The organism is Cytobacillus oceanisediminis, assembly GCF_003182355.1.
In the GTDB taxonomy this organism is placed as follows: Bacteria; Bacillota; Bacilli; order Bacillales; family Cytobacillaceae; genus Cytobacillus; species Cytobacillus oceanisediminis_A.
In genome coordinates this window covers 236,130-254,821 of record NZ_QGTW01000007.1, presented here as the reverse complement: position 1 = coordinate 254,821, position 18,692 = coordinate 236,130, and the positions used below count along the sequence as shown (strand labels likewise).

18 protein-coding genes and 1 riboswitch are annotated in these 18,692 nt (G+C 40.4%); of the genes, 12 read left to right on the top strand and 6 right to left on the bottom strand.

All coding sequences use genetic code 11. The annotated features are described in order from the left end of the window. The first annotated feature begins 148 nt into the window (after positions 1–148). The 4 genes from DFO73_RS15065 to DFO73_RS15050 all read left to right on the top strand — a co-directional run bounded on the left by DFO73_RS15065 (position 149) and on the right by DFO73_RS15050 (position 4,867). Positions 149–1,030, top strand: coding sequence for an amidase domain-containing protein (locus DFO73_RS15065; protein WP_110065569.1), 882 nt, complete (start codon positions 149–151; stop codon positions 1,028–1,030). 60 nt (positions 1,031–1,090) lie between these two features. Further along, positions 1,091–1,564, top strand: a complete 474-nt coding sequence (trmL, locus tag DFO73_RS15060; RefSeq protein ID WP_110065568.1) for a tRNA (uridine(34)/cytosine(34)/5-carboxymethylaminomethyluridine(34)-2'-O)-methyltransferase TrmL — start codon at positions 1,091–1,093, stop codon at positions 1,562–1,564. A gap of 100 nt (positions 1,565–1,664) precedes the next feature. Beyond that, a complete protein-coding gene (gene nfsA, locus DFO73_RS15055; RefSeq protein WP_110065567.1) occupies positions 1,665–2,414 on the top strand; it encodes an oxygen-insensitive NADPH nitroreductase in 750 nt (249 codons plus the stop codon). A gap of 557 nt (positions 2,415–2,971) precedes the next feature. After that, positions 2,972–4,867, top strand: coding sequence for a PrkA family serine protein kinase (locus tag DFO73_RS15050; RefSeq protein WP_110065566.1), 1,896 nt, complete (start codon positions 2,972–2,974; stop codon positions 4,865–4,867). Positions 4,868–5,134: 267 nt separating this feature from the next. Here DFO73_RS15050 and DFO73_RS28740 read toward each other — a convergent pair whose 3' ends face one another. Then, positions 5,135–5,272 carry a hypothetical protein gene (locus DFO73_RS28740; protein WP_181396030.1) on the bottom strand — a complete coding sequence of 46 codons (138 nt, stop codon included), beginning with the start codon at positions 5,270–5,272 and terminating at the stop codon, positions 5,135–5,137. Positions 5,273–5,385: 113 nt separating this feature from the next. On the opposite strand from DFO73_RS28740, the gene DFO73_RS15045 reads away from it, so the two are divergent. Continuing rightward, the gene (locus tag DFO73_RS15045; protein ID WP_110065565.1) at positions 5,386–5,571 is read left to right on the top strand and encodes a hypothetical protein; all 186 of its coding nucleotides are present in this window, start codon (positions 5,386–5,388) and stop codon (positions 5,569–5,571) included. 334 nt (positions 5,572–5,905) lie between these two features. Continuing rightward, entirely contained in the window at positions 5,906–7,078 is a 1,173-nt protein-coding gene (gene yhbH / locus DFO73_RS15040) for a sporulation protein YhbH (RefSeq protein ID WP_110065564.1), read from the top strand. A 231-nt stretch (positions 7,079–7,309) separates the two neighbouring features. Here yhbH and DFO73_RS15035 read toward each other — a convergent pair whose 3' ends face one another. Further along, complete coding sequence (locus tag DFO73_RS15035) at positions 7,310–8,149, bottom strand: YsnF/AvaK domain-containing protein (protein WP_110065563.1); 840 nt, start codon at positions 8,147–8,149, stop codon at positions 7,310–7,312. A gap of 290 nt (positions 8,150–8,439) precedes the next feature. Between DFO73_RS15035 and DFO73_RS15030 the strand changes: the two genes are divergently transcribed. Continuing rightward, the gene (locus DFO73_RS15030) at positions 8,440–9,072 is read left to right on the top strand and encodes an NUDIX hydrolase (protein ID WP_110065562.1); all 633 of its coding nucleotides are present in this window, start codon (positions 8,440–8,442) and stop codon (positions 9,070–9,072) included. 98 nt (positions 9,073–9,170) lie between these two features. Beyond that, positions 9,171–9,275, top strand: a riboswitch (SAM riboswitch). Between the two features lie 116 nt (positions 9,276–9,391). Beyond that, on the top strand, positions 9,392–10,609 hold the full coding sequence (locus tag DFO73_RS15025) for a homoserine dehydrogenase (protein ID WP_110065561.1): 1,218 nt from the start codon (positions 9,392–9,394) through the stop codon (positions 10,607–10,609). 82 nt (positions 10,610–10,691) lie between these two features. Here DFO73_RS15025 and DFO73_RS15020 read toward each other — a convergent pair whose 3' ends face one another. Continuing rightward, a complete protein-coding gene (locus DFO73_RS15020; RefSeq protein WP_110065560.1) occupies positions 10,692–10,886 on the bottom strand; it encodes a hypothetical protein in 195 nt (64 codons plus the stop codon). 848 nt (positions 10,887–11,734) lie between these two features. Between DFO73_RS15020 and DFO73_RS15015 the strand changes: the two genes are divergently transcribed. Next, entirely contained in the window at positions 11,735–12,886 is a 1,152-nt protein-coding gene (locus DFO73_RS15015) for a cation:proton antiporter (protein ID WP_110065559.1), read from the top strand. 21 nt (positions 12,887–12,907) lie between these two features. Here DFO73_RS15015 and DFO73_RS15010 read toward each other — a convergent pair whose 3' ends face one another. Beyond that, positions 12,908–13,633, bottom strand: coding sequence for a DUF421 domain-containing protein (locus tag DFO73_RS15010; RefSeq protein ID WP_110065558.1), 726 nt, complete (start codon positions 13,631–13,633; stop codon positions 12,908–12,910). Positions 13,634–13,748: 115 nt separating this feature from the next. After that, positions 13,749–14,375 carry a DNA-3-methyladenine glycosylase gene (locus DFO73_RS15005; protein WP_110065557.1) on the bottom strand — a complete coding sequence of 209 codons (627 nt, stop codon included), beginning with the start codon at positions 14,373–14,375 and terminating at the stop codon, positions 13,749–13,751. A gap of 256 nt (positions 14,376–14,631) precedes the next feature. Between DFO73_RS15005 and proC the strand changes: the two genes are divergently transcribed. The 3 genes from proC to DFO73_RS14990 all read left to right on the top strand — a co-directional run bounded on the left by proC (position 14,632) and on the right by DFO73_RS14990 (position 17,955). Beyond that, the gene (gene proC, locus DFO73_RS15000) at positions 14,632–15,447 is read left to right on the top strand and encodes a pyrroline-5-carboxylate reductase (RefSeq protein ID WP_110065556.1); all 816 of its coding nucleotides are present in this window, start codon (positions 14,632–14,634) and stop codon (positions 15,445–15,447) included. 63 nt (positions 15,448–15,510) lie between these two features. Continuing rightward, on the top strand, positions 15,511–15,981 hold the full coding sequence (locus tag DFO73_RS14995; RefSeq protein WP_219993435.1) for a GNAT family N-acetyltransferase: 471 nt from the start codon (positions 15,511–15,513) through the stop codon (positions 15,979–15,981). Positions 15,982–16,566: 585 nt separating this feature from the next. After that, complete coding sequence (locus tag DFO73_RS14990) at positions 16,567–17,955, top strand: L-cystine transporter (protein WP_110065555.1); 1,389 nt, start codon at positions 16,567–16,569, stop codon at positions 17,953–17,955. A 41-nt stretch (positions 17,956–17,996) separates the two neighbouring features. On the opposite strand, the gene DFO73_RS14985 is transcribed toward DFO73_RS14990, so the two are convergent. Continuing rightward, entirely contained in the window at positions 17,997–18,572 is a 576-nt protein-coding gene (locus DFO73_RS14985) for a YitT family protein (protein ID WP_110065554.1), read from the bottom strand. Positions 18,573–18,692: the final 120 nt, after the last annotated feature.

Below are 18,692 nucleotides of genomic sequence, written 5' to 3'. Positions count from 1 at the left end.
GAGAGATAAAGCATTCTATTGTTTATGAAATAAGCACCTAAATTGAAAATCTGCCTGCCATCCCTTAAAATTGCTGCCTTTTGAGCAAAATTTAAGCAAGGTCCATTCACCGTCCTCATATGTATTGAGTATGAGAGGAGTGAGATACGTGAGGAACCAGCTTCAGGAGCTTTTAATTAAAAGAGTGCAGCAGTGCGTTTCCCATCCGAGGAATTCGATTCATACTTGCCCCAAAATTGAAAAGAAGAAGGAATCTTTGTCCAGCCGCTCAGGGGAAATTGTTAAAGCTCAGGCCACTGGGAAAGTTACCAGAGTTGGTGCTGAGAAAGATGATGTCAAGCCGGTTGAATACAATGTCCACTTCAAATACTTAATTAAGCAAAAGGGCATGCTCTATATGGAAGAGGAAATTGAAGAGCGCATAGCTGAATTTTATAAAGGAGTTTTAGTCGAGGATCAGGAGAAAAATCCTTTTAAAGATATCCAGGTGGAACAAGACCGGTTAATCCGCGAGAATGAAGGGGAAGAAAAGAGATTAGAATATAAATATGACCGGATGAAAGCCGTACAATATGCAGAAAAATGGTGGAACAGCTATAATCCGGCCTATAAAAAATTCGAGGTGGATTGTACCAATTATATTTCCCAGTGCCTACATGTAGGGGGCGGCCCTATGAGGGGGTATCCAAACCGCGGAAAAGGGTGGTGGATGAGGAGCGAAAACTGGAGCTTCAGCTGGTCGGTCGCTAATTCGATGAGATTATATCTGCCGAGTTCGAATGCAGGTTTAAGGGCAAAAGAGGTCTCCAGTCCGGATCAGCTCTTACTGGGAGATGTCATTTGCTATGATTTTCAGGGAGATGGGCGGTTTGACCATACGACCATTGTTACCGGAAAAGATGCTGCAGGAATGCCTTTAGTCAATGCCCATACTTATAACAGCAGGATGCGATATTGGGCTTATGAAGACTCAACGGCATACACACCCAACATAAAGTATAAATTTTTCACAATCACCGATGACAGGTAATTTGTAAGAGGAAGTCAAAGTGATATAATAGCATGAGAGTATAATTTAGAGGTGAAAAACGTGGCATTGCATGTAGTATTATACCAGCCAGAAATTCCGGCTAACACAGGAAATATTGCCCGTACTTGTGCGGCAACCGATACAACATTGCATTTGATCCGTCCGCTTGGCTTTTCCACTGATGATAAAATGCTGAAGCGTGCCGGATTGGATTATTGGCAATATGTAAATATTATTTATCATGATTCACTTGATGCCTTCTTTAAAAATAGTGAAGGCGGTGAATACTTCTATTTAACGAAGTACGGCAGCAAGCCGCATTCCACATTTGATTACAGCAATGTGGACAAAGATTACTATTTTATTTTTGGCAAGGAAACGACTGGCCTTCCAAAGGATGTTATTGAAAACAATAAAGATCGTGCTTTAAGAATCCCGATGAACGACAACGTCCGTTCGCTGAATTTATCAAACACAGCAGCCATTCTTGTCTATGAAGCACTGCGCCAGCAGGATTATTTACATTTAAAATAGAGCTTGCTCGTGGCCTGATTTCCGTCAGGCCTTTTCCTTTGGAGAAATCTTTCATTTCTGGGTAAAATGAAAGGGTATATATGGAAAGGGATGAGATGTAATGAATGAAGTAACCAATCTGCTTATGGACCATCGTTCAGTCCGGCATTTTGAGGACAAGCCTTTAACCAGGGAACAAATTGAAACCATCGTGCTGTCTGCTCAGGCAGCTTCTACTTCAAGCTTTGTACAGGCCTATTCGATAATTGGGGTCACGGATAAAGAGAAAAAAGCAAAACTGGCAGAGTTCGCCGGCAATCAAAGCTATGTTGCTGAAAATGGGCATTTCTTTGTTTTTTGTGCAGATTTGCATCGCCATGAGGTGATTGGCCAAATGGAGAACAAAGAAGTGATTCCTACAATAGAAAGCACTGAAAAGTTTATGGTGGCAATTATAGATGCAGCATTGGCAGCACAGAATGCTGTTATTGCCGCTGAATCCATGGGAATGGGAATTTGCTATATTGGCGGTATTAGAAATAATCTAGAAGGTGTTGCAGAGCTTTTGAAAACGCCGGATCGTGTTATTCCGTTGTTTGGATTGGCAGTAGGTTATCCTTCCAAAAAGAATGATAAAAAGCCAAGGCTGCCCCTTCAGCATATTTATCATGAAAATGAATACAAGCAGGATGAAGAAGGCTTTCGCGAGGAGCTTGAAATGTATAACAGAATTATTTCCGAATACTATAATGAGCGGACGGGTGGCAGACGGATGGACACATGGACCGGCCAAATCGGCGGCATGATGGAAAAACAGACAAGAATGTATATGAAGGATTTTGTTCAAGGGAAGAAAATGGATTTAAAATAAAATTTAAACCAAAGAAAAAAGCTGCTGATATATCAGCAGCTTATTTGTTGTTTACGCCTGGCTTGTCATCATATCCAGCAGCAAAAATAGCAGCAAGGAAAGCAACCATTACACCGATAATAATAATTGTACCCATGTATATGTAATCCTCCTTTAACAATATGTCAATAGGCAAGCATAAAGCGAAACTTCCATCAGAGGGAATGTCATTCCTTCTGATGGTTAGTTGAGCCAATCGGGCCTTTACGGTCAGTTTAACTCCTTTTCAATACCTTCATTTATCTTGAATTATAGCAAGGAGTTTTACTGACCGTTAATCTGCAATAAGTATATAAGCTTATTATAGCCCATTACAGGGTTGCTGTGAATGAAAAGTGTGGAGTTTTTTTTACAGCTTGCCTGTGCTGCAAAATTTTTTCTTAACCAAGGATTTAGAACTCCTATATACCATCCCCATAAAAAGGACAAATCAAACTCTCAATAGATACGCATGTTCAATTGCCCAAGCGCATAGAGTATATTAATCGTCTCTGATAATGCGACAGGGGGAGGTCCTTATGGATATTCTGAAAAAAATTGAGATGTATCGACATGAAGAGGAAAAGCTTAAATGGGAAGGGACTTTTGGAGAGTATTTAGAAATTGTTAAAGAGAAGCCATGGGTTGCCCAGTCAGCACATTCACGGGTATATAACATGATTAAAGATGCCGGTGTAGAAGAAGTGAAGGGGCAAAAACGATATCAGTTTTTCAGCAATCAGCTTTTTGGCCTTGAAGAAGCGCTTGAAAGGCTTGTAGAGGAATATTTCCATCCGGCAGCCAAACGCCTGGATGTACGAAAAAGGATCCTTTTACTAATGGGGCCGGTCAGCGGCGGTAAATCAACATTAGTGACAATGCTAAAAAGAGGTTTGGAGCAATATTCTCATTCTGATAGGGGAGCGGTCTATGCTATTAAGGGCTGCCCAATGCATGAAGATCCGCTTCATTTAATTCCGCATCATCTCCGTAAGGACTTTTATGATGAATATGGAATCAGAATTGAAGGAAACTTATCGCCATTGAATAGTATGCGTCTCGAACAAGAGTATGGCGGACGCATAGAGGATGTTATGATTGAGAGAATTATTTTCTCAGAGGACCGCAGGGTAGGAATTGGAACTTTTAGCCCTTCAGATCCAAAATCTCAGGATATTGCCGATTTAACTGGCAGCATCGACTTTTCAACCATTGCTGAATATGGATCAGAATCCGATCCCCGCGCCTATCGCTTCGATGGGGAACTGAACAAGGCAAACCGCGGTATGATGGAATTCCAGGAAATGCTGAAGTGCGATGAGAAATTCTTATGGCATTTATTATCTCTCACACAGGAAGGGAATTTTAAAGCAGGGCGTTTTGCCTTAATTTCAGCGGATGAGCTTATTGTAGCTCACACGAACGAAACGGAGTACCGTTCGTTCATTTCAAACAAGAAAAACGAAGCACTGCATTCCCGGATAATTGTCATGCCGGTTCCTTATAATCTAAAAGTTTCAGAGGAAGAAAAGATTTACGATAAAATGATTCGCGAAAGCGATGTTGCTAATGTGCATATCGCACCGCATACCTTGAGAGTTGCAGCGATGTTTACGATTTTAACCCGTCTGAAGGATCCGAAAAAAGGCGATATTGATTTAGTAAAGAAAATGCGTTTATATGATGGAGAAAGCGTAGAAGGCTATAACAGAGCGGACGTAGATGAATTGAAAAAAGAGCATTCAGATGAAGGCATGAGCGGTATTGATCCGCGTTATGTAATTAACCGGATCTCTTCTACGATCATCCGCAAAAACATTACCAGCATTAATGCACTTGATGTATTGCGTTCCCTGAAGGAAGGATTGGATCAGCATCCATCCATCACTCCAGAACTTAAGGAAAGATACCTGAACTTTATTTCGCTTGCCCGCAAAGAATATGATGATATCGCCAAAAAAGAAGTCCAGAAAGCGTTTGTCTACTCTTATGAAGAATCCGCGAAAACACTTATGGAAAACTATCTTGATAATGTCGAGGCATACTGCAATAAGGCGAAGCTGCGCGATCCATTAACAGGCGAGGAAATCAGCCCGGATGAAAAGCTGATGCGTTCCATCGAGGAGCAAATTGGCATTTCGGAAAATGCAAAAAAAGCGTTCAGAGAGGAAATCCTTATCCGCATTTCCGCATATGCGAGAAAAGGAAAGCGGTTTGACTATAATTCACATGATCGCCTTCGTGAAGCCATTCAGAAGAAGTTATTTGCTGATCTGAAGGATGTAGTAAAGATTACGACATCCTCCAAAACACCGGATGAGCAGCAGCTGAAGAAGGTCAATGAGGTGGTAGCAAGATTAATTGACGAGCATGGTTATAACTCAACTTCAGCAAATGAATTACTACGCTATGTTGGAAGCTTGCTGAATCGATAAATTTTGAAAAGCCTGGCAAAATGCTGCCAGGCTTTTTAATGCAGTTAGCATTTGAGGAAATTGCAAATATATCGGAAAATATGCAAATAAAGTAATATATTGGAAAACCGATAAACAAAGGGTGGATTTTAAAAATTAGTATAATAGACTGCTCACATTGAGTGTCTAAAGAGTGACAGAACGGCGAAAATAAAGGCCTAAATTTATATAAAAGTAAAAAGAGCATCAAAAAAATCCCAAACAAAAAAGAGGCGGAGCGCCTCTCAATCATTTTTCTTCAGCTTTCTTTATAAGATCGTCTCGTTTATCCTGGCATTCGGGACAAACTGGCTTATTTTCAATATAAGCAGTCCGATCATATATGGATAATTCACCACACCGGTCACAGCAAAGGAATTCGCTCATTAAATCCCCCCTTTGGTTAAATCATATTTTGGGTTTGCTTTTTTTATGACCGAAAGCAAGGGAAAAGTTTAAACAAGCCAGATCGGGGAATATAACCACTAGAGGTGATATTCATGAAAAAGAAAGAATTGGACAAGAATTATACACCGACAAACAGCTCAATGGCAGAGAACGTTGAAGAGATGAAGAATCTGGGCAATCAGATGGAAAACCTGCGTACCAATAAAGAATTAAAGGAAGAATATAGTAAATACCCTGATCCTATTCAGAATAACAAGGAAGATAAAGACCTCCGCTAAATAGCGGAGGTTTATTTTTGTATAAATAACTGGCACTGTCCTAGGGCGCCAACCCCCTTTTAAAAAAGGGCTTGTCCAAAAGAGGCTGCTAACGTCTTATTGTCAAAATTATTTGTAAATTATTTTGTCTTCTTGCATAAGATAAAGTAATAAACATTTCTTTTGCTGGAGCCTAATGGGTTTTGGAAGCTGCCGTTATGGCAGGGAAATGAGTCTTTGGAAAGCAGGCAGACTGCTGATTTAGGGATGATGTATCTTTTTTTGACACTCGCGATATTGTATGTTGGAAGGCTGGAATGTGTGAAAAAATTTAATTTTTAAAGGAGGGGTTAAAATGACGAATGTCAATAACCATCAGTTTGTGATATCCCAAGAAGATTGGTCCCTCCATCGCAAAGGCCATGATGACCAGCAGCGTCATCAGGATAAAGTTCAAGAAGCAATCCGCAACAATTTGCCTGATTTAATAACGGAAGAGAACATTGTGATGTCGAATGGGCGGGAAGTAGTAAAAATACCAATTCGTTCATTGGACGAATATAAAATCCGTTATAACTATGATAAAAATAAACATGTCGGCCAAGGCGATGGAGATAGCCAAATTGGAGATGTAGTGGCACGCGATGGTTCCGGCAGCCAAAAAGGACCCGGAAAAGGGCAGGGAGCAGGCGACCAGGCAGGCGAGGATTATTTCGAAGCAGAAGTTTCGTTAATGGAAATTGAGGAAGCACTTTTTAAACAGCTGGAATTGCCTAATTTGAAGAAAAAAGAACAGGATGAAAACCTGGTGGAAAACATTGAATTTAATGATATCCGGAAAACAGGGCTTATGGGCAATATAGATAAGAAACGGACGATGATGTCTGCATTCAAACGTAATGCGATGAGCGGCAAGGCAGCCTTCCACCCAATTTATAAGGAAGATTTGAAGTTCAAAACATGGAATGAAATTGTAAAGCCGGATTCAAAAGCAGTTGTGCTTGCCATGATGGATACGAGCGGCAGCATGGGGATCTGGGAAAAGTATATGGCCAGAAGCTTCTTCTTCTGGATGACCCGATTCCTGAGGACTAAATACGAAACGGTGGAAATTGAATTTATTGCCCACCATACAGAAGCGAAGGTGGTCTCAGAGGAGGATTTCTTCTCCAAGGGTGAAAGCGGAGGAACGATTTGCTCTTCTGCATACCGTAAAGCGCTTGAACTAATTGATACGAAATACAACCCGCGCAAATATAATATTTACCCGTTCCATTTCTCTGACGGTGATAACCTGACCTCTGACAATGCCCGTTGCGTAAAGCTTGTAGAAGACCTAATGAAAGTATCCAATATGTTTGGATACGGTGAAGTCAACCAGTATAACCGACACTCGACTCTAATGTCCGCGTATAAAAACATCAAAAACGACGATTTCCGATATTATATTCTCAAGCAAAAAGCAGACGTATTCCACGCGATGAAGAGCTTTTTTAAACAAGAAGATGAAAAGAAAATGTATGCTTAAAAAGAGGGGGAAACCTCTCTTTTTATTTTCGCAGAAAAAAGACCCCAAAATTGGGGTCATAAAATGCGTCCATATGGAATTAAAAAGGTTCCTAGTCCGCCAGGGAAAATACTTCCCATGCTATGCCAGCAGGAGAATTTTCCCAATCCGTTAGATGGATATGAATATACCTATCTAAGAAAATATATTCTTATAGATCCCAATCATTTTTATTTTAGGTGAAAAAAACTATTACAGCTTGTCCCTGCTTAAAGGCTCATCCGCGTCCGGTTCCGCCCGTGTTTTAATATCCACTTCTTCATGTTTTACATTTTCGGTGATCGTCTTAGTATCCTGGACTTTTCTCTTTCCTATTACAATCTCTTCTGTTACTACCGGTTTTTTTTCTACTTGCAGAACTTCTTCTTTCAGCGGCACACGAAGTGTTTCTTCTTCGTCAATAGGCGTTTGGGCTCCTGCAGTTGGGTTTACCGGTTTACGCCGCTCAATAAAAGCTTCTTCATGTGAGACAGGAATGTCAACATTTTGCTGTTCCTCGACAACTTTTTTAGTTACCTCTACATCACCTGATTTTTCGGCTAGTTTTTTGATATCCAGCTGTTCTTCTTTTACCTCGAGTACCTCTTCTCGTGCTGAGGCACTTTCCCGGTAGGCTTCAGCTTGCTCCTCTGCCTGCACCTGATTTTCCTTCTGGGAAGCGGGGTATGTTCCATAGTGGTCGACGATTAATACATACTTACCATCGAAAACCATGCTGGCATACTCATCCACGTCATGCTCATCAAATCTTGTTCCGTCTTTTTTATCAGGATCTATGCCCGAGCTAGCTGCGGGGTCTTCGCCCATAAATAGAGCTTTAACTGAGTCAAGGAAGCGCTGGTTGCCCAGTTCTTGGGATCCGACTATTTTTAGGTGTACACCATAATTGTCGGCAAAGCTTTTAAGATTTGCTCCATCTTTAGAGACAATAACCAGGTTTTCCTTTTGGTATCCATTGGACTCTGCTCCTTCAATCGCTTCTTTGAGCTCCTGCTGTGTATCATAACCTCCGATTAATATATTTTTCTTCATTTCTTCTCACTCCTAAAATCTTGTTTTGTTCTTACTTTCCCTTAAGAACTGCTTCGGAAACTTTATTAAGAGATTAGGAAGCATACATGACACTATGAAAATTTGAAATGGCTTTAAGAGAGGGCTATGTATAGCATTGTTTTCTGCATAAAGTGTTTTTCAAGTATGTAAAATATACGCGATTTCCGAATATTTAATAGGTACAAGCCGTATGAATTAATAAATCCATGTAAATAAAGTATGATAAGGATACACTCTATTATCTGGAACTAGCTGCTGGAGGTGGATATGTGGAGATTGAGAAGCTGGCTAAAAAGCTGAAAGACCGGACCCCTGTTATTTTAGGGAGTGAGCGATTTTCGAAATTTGCCATTTTGCTTCCGCTGGTTGAAATAAACGAGGAAATTCATGTTCTGTTTGAAGTGCGTTCTCTTAAAATGAGGAGGCAGCCTGGTGAGGTATGTTTTCCAGGAGGAAGGATTGATCCTGGCGATAGGGATGAAGAGCATACTGCTATCCGCGAGACCTCGGAGGAACTGGGTATTAGCGAGGATAGTATCACAGATATTTCCCCGTTAGATTACATGATTTCTTTTGGGCAAATTATTTATCCTTATGCAGGCATTATTAAAACTCCCAGCCAAATTGTGCCGAATCCTGCGGAGGTAGAAGAAGTCTTTACTGTACCGCTTTCTTTTCTTAAGGAAGTAAAGCCGGAAACTTACCATGTAAATTTTAAAGTGGAGCCTGAAGAGAATTTTCCTTTTGACTTAATAGTTGGAGGAGAAAATTATAATTGGCAAACAAGAAAGATGAAAGAGGTATTTTACTATTTTGAGGACAAAGTCATTTGGGGGCTGACAGCAAGGATTCTGAAGCATTTCCTGGAAATCATTTACGAACCCCCCCGTGAAAATAATTAATAGGGAAAGCATTTTATGAAAACTATTTTTAAAAAAGTGGTTGACGCGGTTCATTTAAATGTTTATGATTTATCTAATTAATTTAAATACTGAAAAACTTCTTATCAAGAGAGGCGGAGGGACTGACCCTATGAAGCCTCGGCAACCAGCATATAAATGCCCGGTGCCAAATTCAGAGGAAATTTATTTTCCGAAGATGAGAAGGCGGAATGAACGGTACGTTAATTCAAACCCCTTCTTGTCTATTATAGGCAGAAGGGGTTTTTTGTGTTATTAAAGGCTTGGAAAGAAACATTATTAAAGCAGGAGGAATGCAAATATGTCAGCGATATCAGTTGGGCTTTTGGGGTTTGGAACAGTAGGAAAAGGTGTTTATGAAACAATAAACAAACATCAGGGACGGCTTCAGGCCATACTTGGAAAAGAAGTAAAGGTATCTGCTATTCTCGTTAAGAATGTAGATAAGCATGGTTTGCCTGATAAGGATGTGCTTCTGACTGATGATTTTCAAAAAATTATTGAGCTTCCAAAGCTTGACGTTGTGATTGATGCGATCGTTGGAAAGGAGCCAGGCTATACATATTTGCGCCAGGCTGTTACGAGAGGCTGCCATGTGATAACAGCAAACAAAGAGATGTTTGCCCATCATGGAAGTGAATTAAAAACCCTGGCAAAAGAGCATAACGTCTCATTGGGTTTTGAAGCAACGGTTGGAGGCGGGATTCCAATTATCCAGACTCTCAAGCAGCTGCTTAATGCCAATAAAATTGAGAGGATTGAAGGCATCCTTAATGGCACATCTAATTTTATTCTAACTAGTATGCGCGAAGAGAAGCTTTCATTTGAAACCGCGTTGAAAATCGCCCAGGAGAAAGGGTACGCAGAAGCAGACCCTGAAAACGATATCGAGGGATATGATGCTTTTTTTAAAGCGGTCGTCCTGAGTGAACTTGTTTTCGGAAAGGCGCCGGAGTGGGAGAAATCAACAAGGAAAGGCATTACCGATATTTCTATTGAGCAAATTTATATTGCTTCTTCCCTGGGCTTAAGATTTAAGCATGTGGCTTCTCTTGAGAAGGAAAAAAATGCAGTCCGATGTACAGTGAAACCCGTATTGGTTGGGGAGTCGCATCCTTTGTACAGGGTTGAAGGAGTACAAAACGCGGTTTCGATAGATGCAGATATCGTAGGGAATATAAGCCTCCAAGGGCCTGGAGCGGGAATGTTTCCAACAGCGAGCGCAATTGTAGAGGACTTGATCCATCTTGGTACAAATGATTTCCCTGCAGTTTTTGAAGAAGATGAAGCTAAAGGGACTGAGGGGGGATTGCCTGTATGGGCATTGCTTGGAGAAGCAGACCACGCAAAATTGCCTGAAGACTTTGAAATCCTTGGAAGAGTTTCAGCGGATGCAGTAATTGTAAAGGCTTCAGAGGAAGCTGTGGCTTCATTGGACGATACCACTCTAATTGTTTATCAAATACTTGGAGACCATGGCTTTGCGGAAGTTCTGGCTAAACAAGTGCAGCCAGTTTAAGAAGTGGAATCCTTAAAAACCAAACAGGAGGAGCAGCTTATGGGCTGCCCCTCCTGCATTATGCTTATAGAGATGGTGGATGTTATGCCTGCTGGTTTTTCAATAAAGACTGATTTATTCCGGAGTATAGATCCTTCACATGAACCGTCACGATCTTAGCGCCAATCTGGACATGGACCATATTATCAAAAACAGCTGTTACCAGGCCGTTTAATGACACATTCGCACCAATATTTAAATCTTTATCAGGAACTTTCACGTTCTTCTTATCTGCCATCGTAACACCATCCCATTCCATTATATTAAAAATTATTCATACAAAGAATATTGCCTTTTTATAGTAAAATAAACGCTCAAATGAAAAAAGTCCAGTAAAAAAGCCTGGTTTTTTATCGACAAATTCCTTGAGGTACCAGGTACCTGTCGAATTTTGATGGCACATCAAACTGATTCCATTGGAAGAGGATGAATGGGATGGACGGGATCCAGGCTGCAACAGGCCGTTTGTGGTGGATTAAAAGAATGGGATTTAAAAAAGACAGACCACTTTAAGCTCCACCCATTAGATGGAGTTAATCTATTTTAATTTAATATCAATTATCTCGTTAAAAATATAAAAGAGAATCCAGCCTGAAATGTACAGGATTCTCTTTAATAGGACTTCTGGGGAATCTGCATAAAAAAATTAGAATGATGGCAGGGTATATTTACGGCCATCATGGAAAAAGTGATATGAGTCTTAGTCAGGTTGACTTGCTCATCGATTCCCTAGGTATATCTCCACATCGGGTAGTGTCAGATAGCATTAAAAATACAGAAAGTCCCCCAAGATAAAGAAAGGCATGGTGGGATAATGACATTTCCAATTTCCCCCACCCATTTCCGCAAAGCAAAAATCCATACAATAGCATAAAGCGTATTCAATCAATTCATCCCATTGCCAGTCCACAAATCTATTATCCAATTAAAATGAAATTAAAAAAATCCAGCATAGGGATTTAGTTTGTTTTTTCAGTGATTTTCCTGAAATCCAAAATTGGTCCTAACTTACAGGAATGATTCTAGGAGGAAAGGGGTATGGATAGTTCATAAAATATAGCTTACAAAAAGGATGATATACTGCATATGAATATGCCTCTTGCAATAGGGCTAATTTTTCTTGCCCTATTTATAACCGCTTTAATCGGAATTAAAATATTAAGGATACCCGATATTGTAATTTATATTATCTTAGGAGCCGGAATCGGCTTTTTCGGATATTTCCCGGATACAAAGGTAATTGAAGTTGCAGGGGAGATAGGTCTAATCCTTCTATTCTTCCTGCTTGGAATGAAATTTTCCATTCGTGAATTAAGAAAAAACGGAAATAAAGTTTGGAAGCCAGGGCTCTTGGATGTCCTGCTTGGTGTGGGAGTGACCACGGCAATTGCCTATATTGCTGGTCAAAACTTATTTGAATCGTTATTAATCGGCGGAGTTGTTTATGCTACAAGTTCCTCTATTACGGTCAAGCTTCTGGAAAGCAAAAATCGCCTAGAAGACAAAGATTCCGAATATATGCTTTCCCTATTAATTTTTGAAGACCTTGTCGCCCCCATCCTCGTGACGGTGTTAATTGGCTTAAGCGGGGAAAGCTTCTCATTTATGGATTTTCTATTAATTTTTCTAAAAGTTGCCCTCTTAGCGGGCATAGCTATATGGATGAGCAGAATTGTACTTCATAAAGCACAGCATTGGATGAAAAAGGTTGCCAATGAAGATTCCTTTTTAATTTTGGTTTTGGGAGTAGCGATTACCTATGGCGGATTTGCGGTTTTCCTTGGACTTTCAGAGGTTATTGGCGCTTTTCTGGCTGGAATCATGCTTGCCGGAACTGTCGTAAAGGATAAAGTTGAAGAAGTTGTTTTTCCAGTCAGAAACCTCTTTCTCCCCTTCTTCTTCCTTAACTTTGGCCTTTCACTGGAATTTAAAGAAGATGTGCCGTCTCTAGGGCTCCTGGGTGTTATCGTTTTATGGTCAATCATCCATAAGCTGGCTGTTGGGTATTTCGGCGGAAAATGGTATGGATTATCTAAAACGGATTCTCTCAAGTCGGGTTTTTCATTGGCCTCAAGGGGAGAATTCTCTGTTATTATTGCAGGATTGGCAACAGGAGGACTTAAGGTATTTGCGGGTGCATATATCTTAATTGCCGCTTTAATTGGAATGCTGCTGTTCCAATTAGCACCTCGCCTGCAATCATGGCTGACTAAAAAACAGCAGGAGAGACAAGCATAGACCTGGGAAGCCGCATTTTCCCTAATGGAAAAGGAGCGGCTCCTCCGGTTTATTTTTATCATCTTTTAATGAAATATGAAGTTCTCTTTGCTTATTTACAGCTGCATAAAATACATCCTCAAGGTTTTTAATCTGCATTTTTAACAATTCCTGCTTAAGCCACTCTTCACTAATGTTTTCCCGCCGCATGACATTTCTATAAACAATTCCATCGACGATAATGGGGAGTTCCCAGCTGCTGTCCCTAATAGGGGATGTAAAATGCTCAACCCGAGCCGTTTCTTTTTGTGGTATTAATTTTACAGAAAGCTCTCCACTTGCTTCAATCATAGCCATTTCAACATCTTTTAAATTAAACACATTTTTCTCATGCAGCATTTGCAGCACATTATCAATCGAATATTTAATGGTTCTCATATTTTTGACCAGAAACTGTCCTTTGTAAATGACGATGGTTGGCTCAAATGTGACCAGTTTTCCAAACTTCCTATTTTTAATTTTTAAATAGGATATGAGCATTTGCAGCGAGGCGATACCAATCACTGCGAACATGGTGAAGAGGTGATTAACCTTTGGTTCGGCTATGTCGGCACCCACTACGGAGCCCAGGGTCAGGATGACTAAAAAATCAAAGACCGGCAGCTCTCCTATGGATCTTTTTCCCATAATTAATGTGACAGCTAATAATAACGGCAAAATCGTATAGATTCTTCCATACACCTTAAGCAAATCAATAAAAGCATCCATCACAGCACCCCATAAAACTTTCTTTATCAAACATTGTTTGTTTAGGGCTGCTTTTTTACACAGAAAATTTTAAAAAAATGATGTTTTTTGGAAAAGTTTTTCAGCGATTGGACAATTAATCCTTCTTTCTATGCCGTGATACAAAAGGATTGTAGGTAATCCAAAATCTCCACGGATAATCCTTTGCTTCACAGGAGTTATCGATCCCAATCCGTTTTCCGCGGGAGATTTCCTGTGGAGTGATTCCTTTAGCGAGCAGAAGAGGGGGTTCGGTAAAACGGCGGCCATAGTCACCCATTGTAATTCCTAAAGCTTTCGTCAATTTTCCCGGTCCACTTGTGAGATTCCTGGGGACTTCTATATTTCTCCTTTTCTTCATTAGTTCAATTCCATCAACCGGCTCGACTGCCCGAATTAGAATGGCTTCAGGCTTTTCCATGGGGCCGCTGACGACATTCACCAAACAGTGTGTATGCATAGCATATGTATAGGCAACTCCAGCCTCGCTGAACATTATTTCAGTTCTTTTTGTTCTTCTGTTTCCAAAGCTATGTGCCGCCCGGTCTTCCGGTCCCATATACGCCTCTGTTTCAACAATATAGCCTGAAGCAATGCCTTCTTCTGTTTCTTTTATCAATAGGCAGCCTAATAGAGCCTCAGCCAATTTGAGTGTGGGCTGCTGAAAGAAATCTTCCGGAAGGGGATTATATGGGGTGGTATTTTTAAGTTGCTTATTTGACATAAAAATCTCTCCAAACTAGTTTTTTCTCTTGAATAATAAGACTGGGAAAAAAACTTTGTATGCAAAGGGATATCTTTGCAGCGAATCTATTTTTTGATAGATTGCAGCTTAATGCTTTAAAGCTGAATCTTTTTCTTATGCTATTACCCTATGCCATTTTTTCATAACCATACCATTGCCAGGTGAAGATTTTTGTTTAGTAAAAGTGGCTGAAGTATAATAGCAAAAGCAAATACATAACAGGATGTGTAACTACATGAATAAAAAAATTGGATTTATTGGCTGCGGTAAAATGGCGCAGGCAATCATTGGCGGAATTTTAAAATCCAAAACAGTAGCACCAGGGCACATTATCGCAACTGCCAAATCAAAGGAAACGCTCGCGGATGTTAACAATAGACTAGGCATAGAGATTAGCCTCTCCAATAAACAGGCGGCAGTGGAGAGGGATATCTTATTTCTGGCTGTAAAGCCTGATCTTCATAGTGCTGTTATTGATGAAATCAAAGACCATATCAAGCCGGAGGCGATCATTATAACAATTGCAGCAGGCATCAGCTTGGACTATTTGGAAAAAGCCTTTGGACAAAAGATAAAGGCAATCCGCTCCATGCCAAATACTCCATCGTTGGTTGGAGAAGGAATGAGCGCCATTGCGGCGAATACATTAGTATCTGAAGAGGATCTCGAGGAGGTTATTCAAATATTCTCAAGTATAGGAAGAGCAGAAGTGATGGAAGAAAAAATGATGGATGCAATCCCAGCCATCAGCAGCTCTTCGCCAGCCTATGTTTATATGTTTATTGAGGCTTTGGCAGATGGCGGTGTCAAGGCGGGACTGCCTAGGGAACAATCCTATCAGCTGGCAGCACAGGCTGTTTTAGGGGCAGCTAAAATGGTTTTGGAAACGGGGAAACATCCGGCAGAATTAAAGGACCAGGTCTGTACTCCAGGTGGGGCAACGATTGAAGCAGTAGCAGAGCTGGAGAAGAAGGGATTCCGTGCTGCTGTCTTGTCTGCAATGGAAGAATGTTATGATAAAGCAAAGGCTCTATCGGACATTAATAAATAGAAAGAGGATTATAATGATAGAGATACGTCCCGAAAACCCAAGTGGTTTTGAGAAAATCTCGAGATAAACAATTTTTCATTTGGCCAGGAAAACGAAGGGAAGCTTGTAAGTCTGATTCGAAATTCCCCTCATTTTATCCCGACACTATCCTTAGTTGCGGTGAAAAATGGGGAAGTGGCAGGGCATATATTATTTAGTGAAGTGATGATAGAGACTTCAAAGGGAGCCATAGTAAATACAATTGGCCTTGCTCTGATGGCAGTGACGCCAGAACTTCAAAACCAGGGTATTGGTTCAGCTTTAGTTAAGGCCGGTTTAGAAAGGTGCAAAGAATTGGGATATGAACATATCGTTTTATTAGGCCATCCTGAATTTTATCCCAGATTCGGTTTTGAACCGTCTGTAAAATTTGGCATAAATCCGCCCTTTCCTGTCCCTGAAAATGTCTTTATGGTTCTCGAGTTAACAGAAGGGGCGCTAGATGGGATAGAGGGGACGGTCAAGTATTCCCAGGCATTTAATGAAGTTTCGTAAAACCTGAAAAAAAGTGGACTAAAAAACCCGGTATGACTTATGCCGGGTTTTCCTGTGCCTTTTCCTTCTTTGGTGGAAAAATAGGGCTCACCCAGCGTCTTCAGTTAGTCGGGGGCCATGCTCGAGAAATAGCAGCCAATGATACCAATATAAAAATTAAGATTTTTTGATATTTAACAAACAATGAATTCAGCCTGTCTACCACAATAAGCTGGAAAAATAATAACAACATAAATAAAAGAAGGAGGTTAAGCAGTAAATCCTTCATTTTAATAACCTTTCTTTTCGTTAGAGATCGTACAATTACTAAAGCTTTGTACCTATTTTAAAGAATTTATAGCTATACAATATTAATAGATAAATTTCGACAACGCCTCAACGAATTAATGGTTGATGGAATACTTTAATTTCTAATTTTATATTGAAAAGTAAAAATCCAAGAACCATCTTTAGCCCAAAAGAATATATTTAAAAGCAAAACAGGAAAAAAGGAAAATACTTTTTAATTCCGACTTGACTCATAGGAATACATGTATTATAGTTAGTCATTATTAAAATATAAATTTTTTGGGAGGATCATATCCAATGACTACAGGTCTTTTGGTTTTAAATATTGCTATTATGCTTGTTCTTATATCCGGCTTGTATTATATGCAAAAAAAGCATATTTCTTTTTCAAAGCGGGTGTTTACTGCATTGGGATTAGGAATTTTGTTTGGTTTTGTCCTTCAGTTTATCTATGGTGCAGGATCAGAAATCATTGTAAAATCTGCAGACTGGTTTAATTTAGTCGGCGGAGGTTATGTTAAATTTCTGCAGATGATTGTTATGCCGCTTGTTTTCATTTCAATTCTGGCGGCTTTTACGAAGCTCAAGTTAACTAATAATATCGGGAAAATCAGCGTCCTTATCCTCGGACTGCTTGTAGGTACAACAGCAGTAGCTGCTGCTGTCGGAATTGCCACGGCTGTCGGCTTTGATTTAGAGGCAGTTCAAATCAGTGGAGGAGATGCAGAAACAGCCCGCGGAGAACAGCTTGAAGAAACATATCAGGGCATTGAAGGAAGAACCTTCCCGCAGCAAATGCTTGATTTACTCCCTGCCAACCCATTCCTTGATTTTACGGGGGCACGGCCAACATCCACTATTTCAGTAGTCATATTCGCAGCATTTCTGGGAATTGCTTATGTAGGTGCCAGAAGGAAAGCACCTGAGCAAGCAGAGCTTTTCGCAAAAATCGTGGATGCCTTCTATGCTATCATCATGCGCGTAGTTACATTGATTTTGCGTTTAACTCCTTATGGTGTTCTGGCGATTATGACCAAAACGGTCGCAATGAGTGACTTTGATTCTATTTTAAATTTGGGTAAATTTGTTGCCGCCTCCTATGTTGCGCTTGGAATTATGTTCCTGATTCACTTGATGCTTCTAACAATGAGCGGCTTGAATCCTATAACTTATATGAAAAAGGCGTTTCCGGTACTGACCTTCGCCTTTACTTCAAGAACAAGCGCAGGCGCATTACCTTTAAATATTAAAACCCAAAAATCTTTGGGCGTTCCTGAAGGGATTGCCAATTTTGCAGGCTCATTCGGACTTTCCATCGGACAAAACGGATGTGCCGGTATTTATCCGGCAATGCTGGCAGTTATGATTGCACCTACGGTAGGAATTAATCCGCTGTCCCCAGGATTTGTTCTAACTGTCATTCTTATTGTAGCCATCAGCTCCTTTGGTGTGGCAGGTGTCGGCGGCGGTGCAACCTTCGCTGCGATTCTTGTATTATCTGCATTAGATCTTCCAATTGCACTAGCCGGCTTGCTTATCTCGATTGAACCGCTAATCGACATGGGCCGTACAGCCGTAAACGTAAGCGGATCGATGACATCCGGAATCCTGACCAGCCGAATCACCGGTGAAATCGACGGAAATATCTATAGCGATATGGATAATAAAATAGAAGCTGAAGCATAAAGAAAAAAATGGCAGGTACCTGGTACCTGCCATTTTTTTCTTTAACGCGGTTCGGCTTTTTTAATGACCGTTAAAGATGTCATGGCCCCTACAAAAATAATGGTGATAAAAGAATAAAGGAATTTTTCAACTCCGACTATTTTTAATCCGCTTAAGATGACTAATCCGTCTATTGCGAAAATTAAAGCTCCAATGTTGATAGGAATAAGCTTTGTCATCAGCTGGGCCAGTAAGTCGGTTCCTCCGGTGCTGGTTTCATAGCGGAGCATAAGCCCGATTCCAAATCCGACCAAGCAGCCGCCTATAATAGCGCTTGGAAGGACAGCGAGTTCAAAATGGCCTCGCATATAGGCAAGAAGATCAATGATAAGCGATGAGACGAGGAGGCCATGAAGACTATAATAAAAATATTTCTTCTCGTAAAACCAGGCAAGTACATATAAGGGAATGCTTAAAACGATCATGCTCAAACCTGTGGGCAGCTCGTAATAGTAATGGAGGATCAGCCCAATACCAATAATGCCGCCATCAAGCAAATGGTGAGGCACCAGAAATCCATTAATGCCGATGCCCAATAAAAAACTTCCTAATAAAATTGCAATCAGCTTTTCGAATATAAGCCATCACCCTAACTTGTCCTATCTTTATTATTAGACTATGAGGGGATGCAGGTAAAATAGAAGTGATGCATTCCAAAATACTAAAAAAGCTTGCCCAAGGTGGACAAGCTTTTTTAA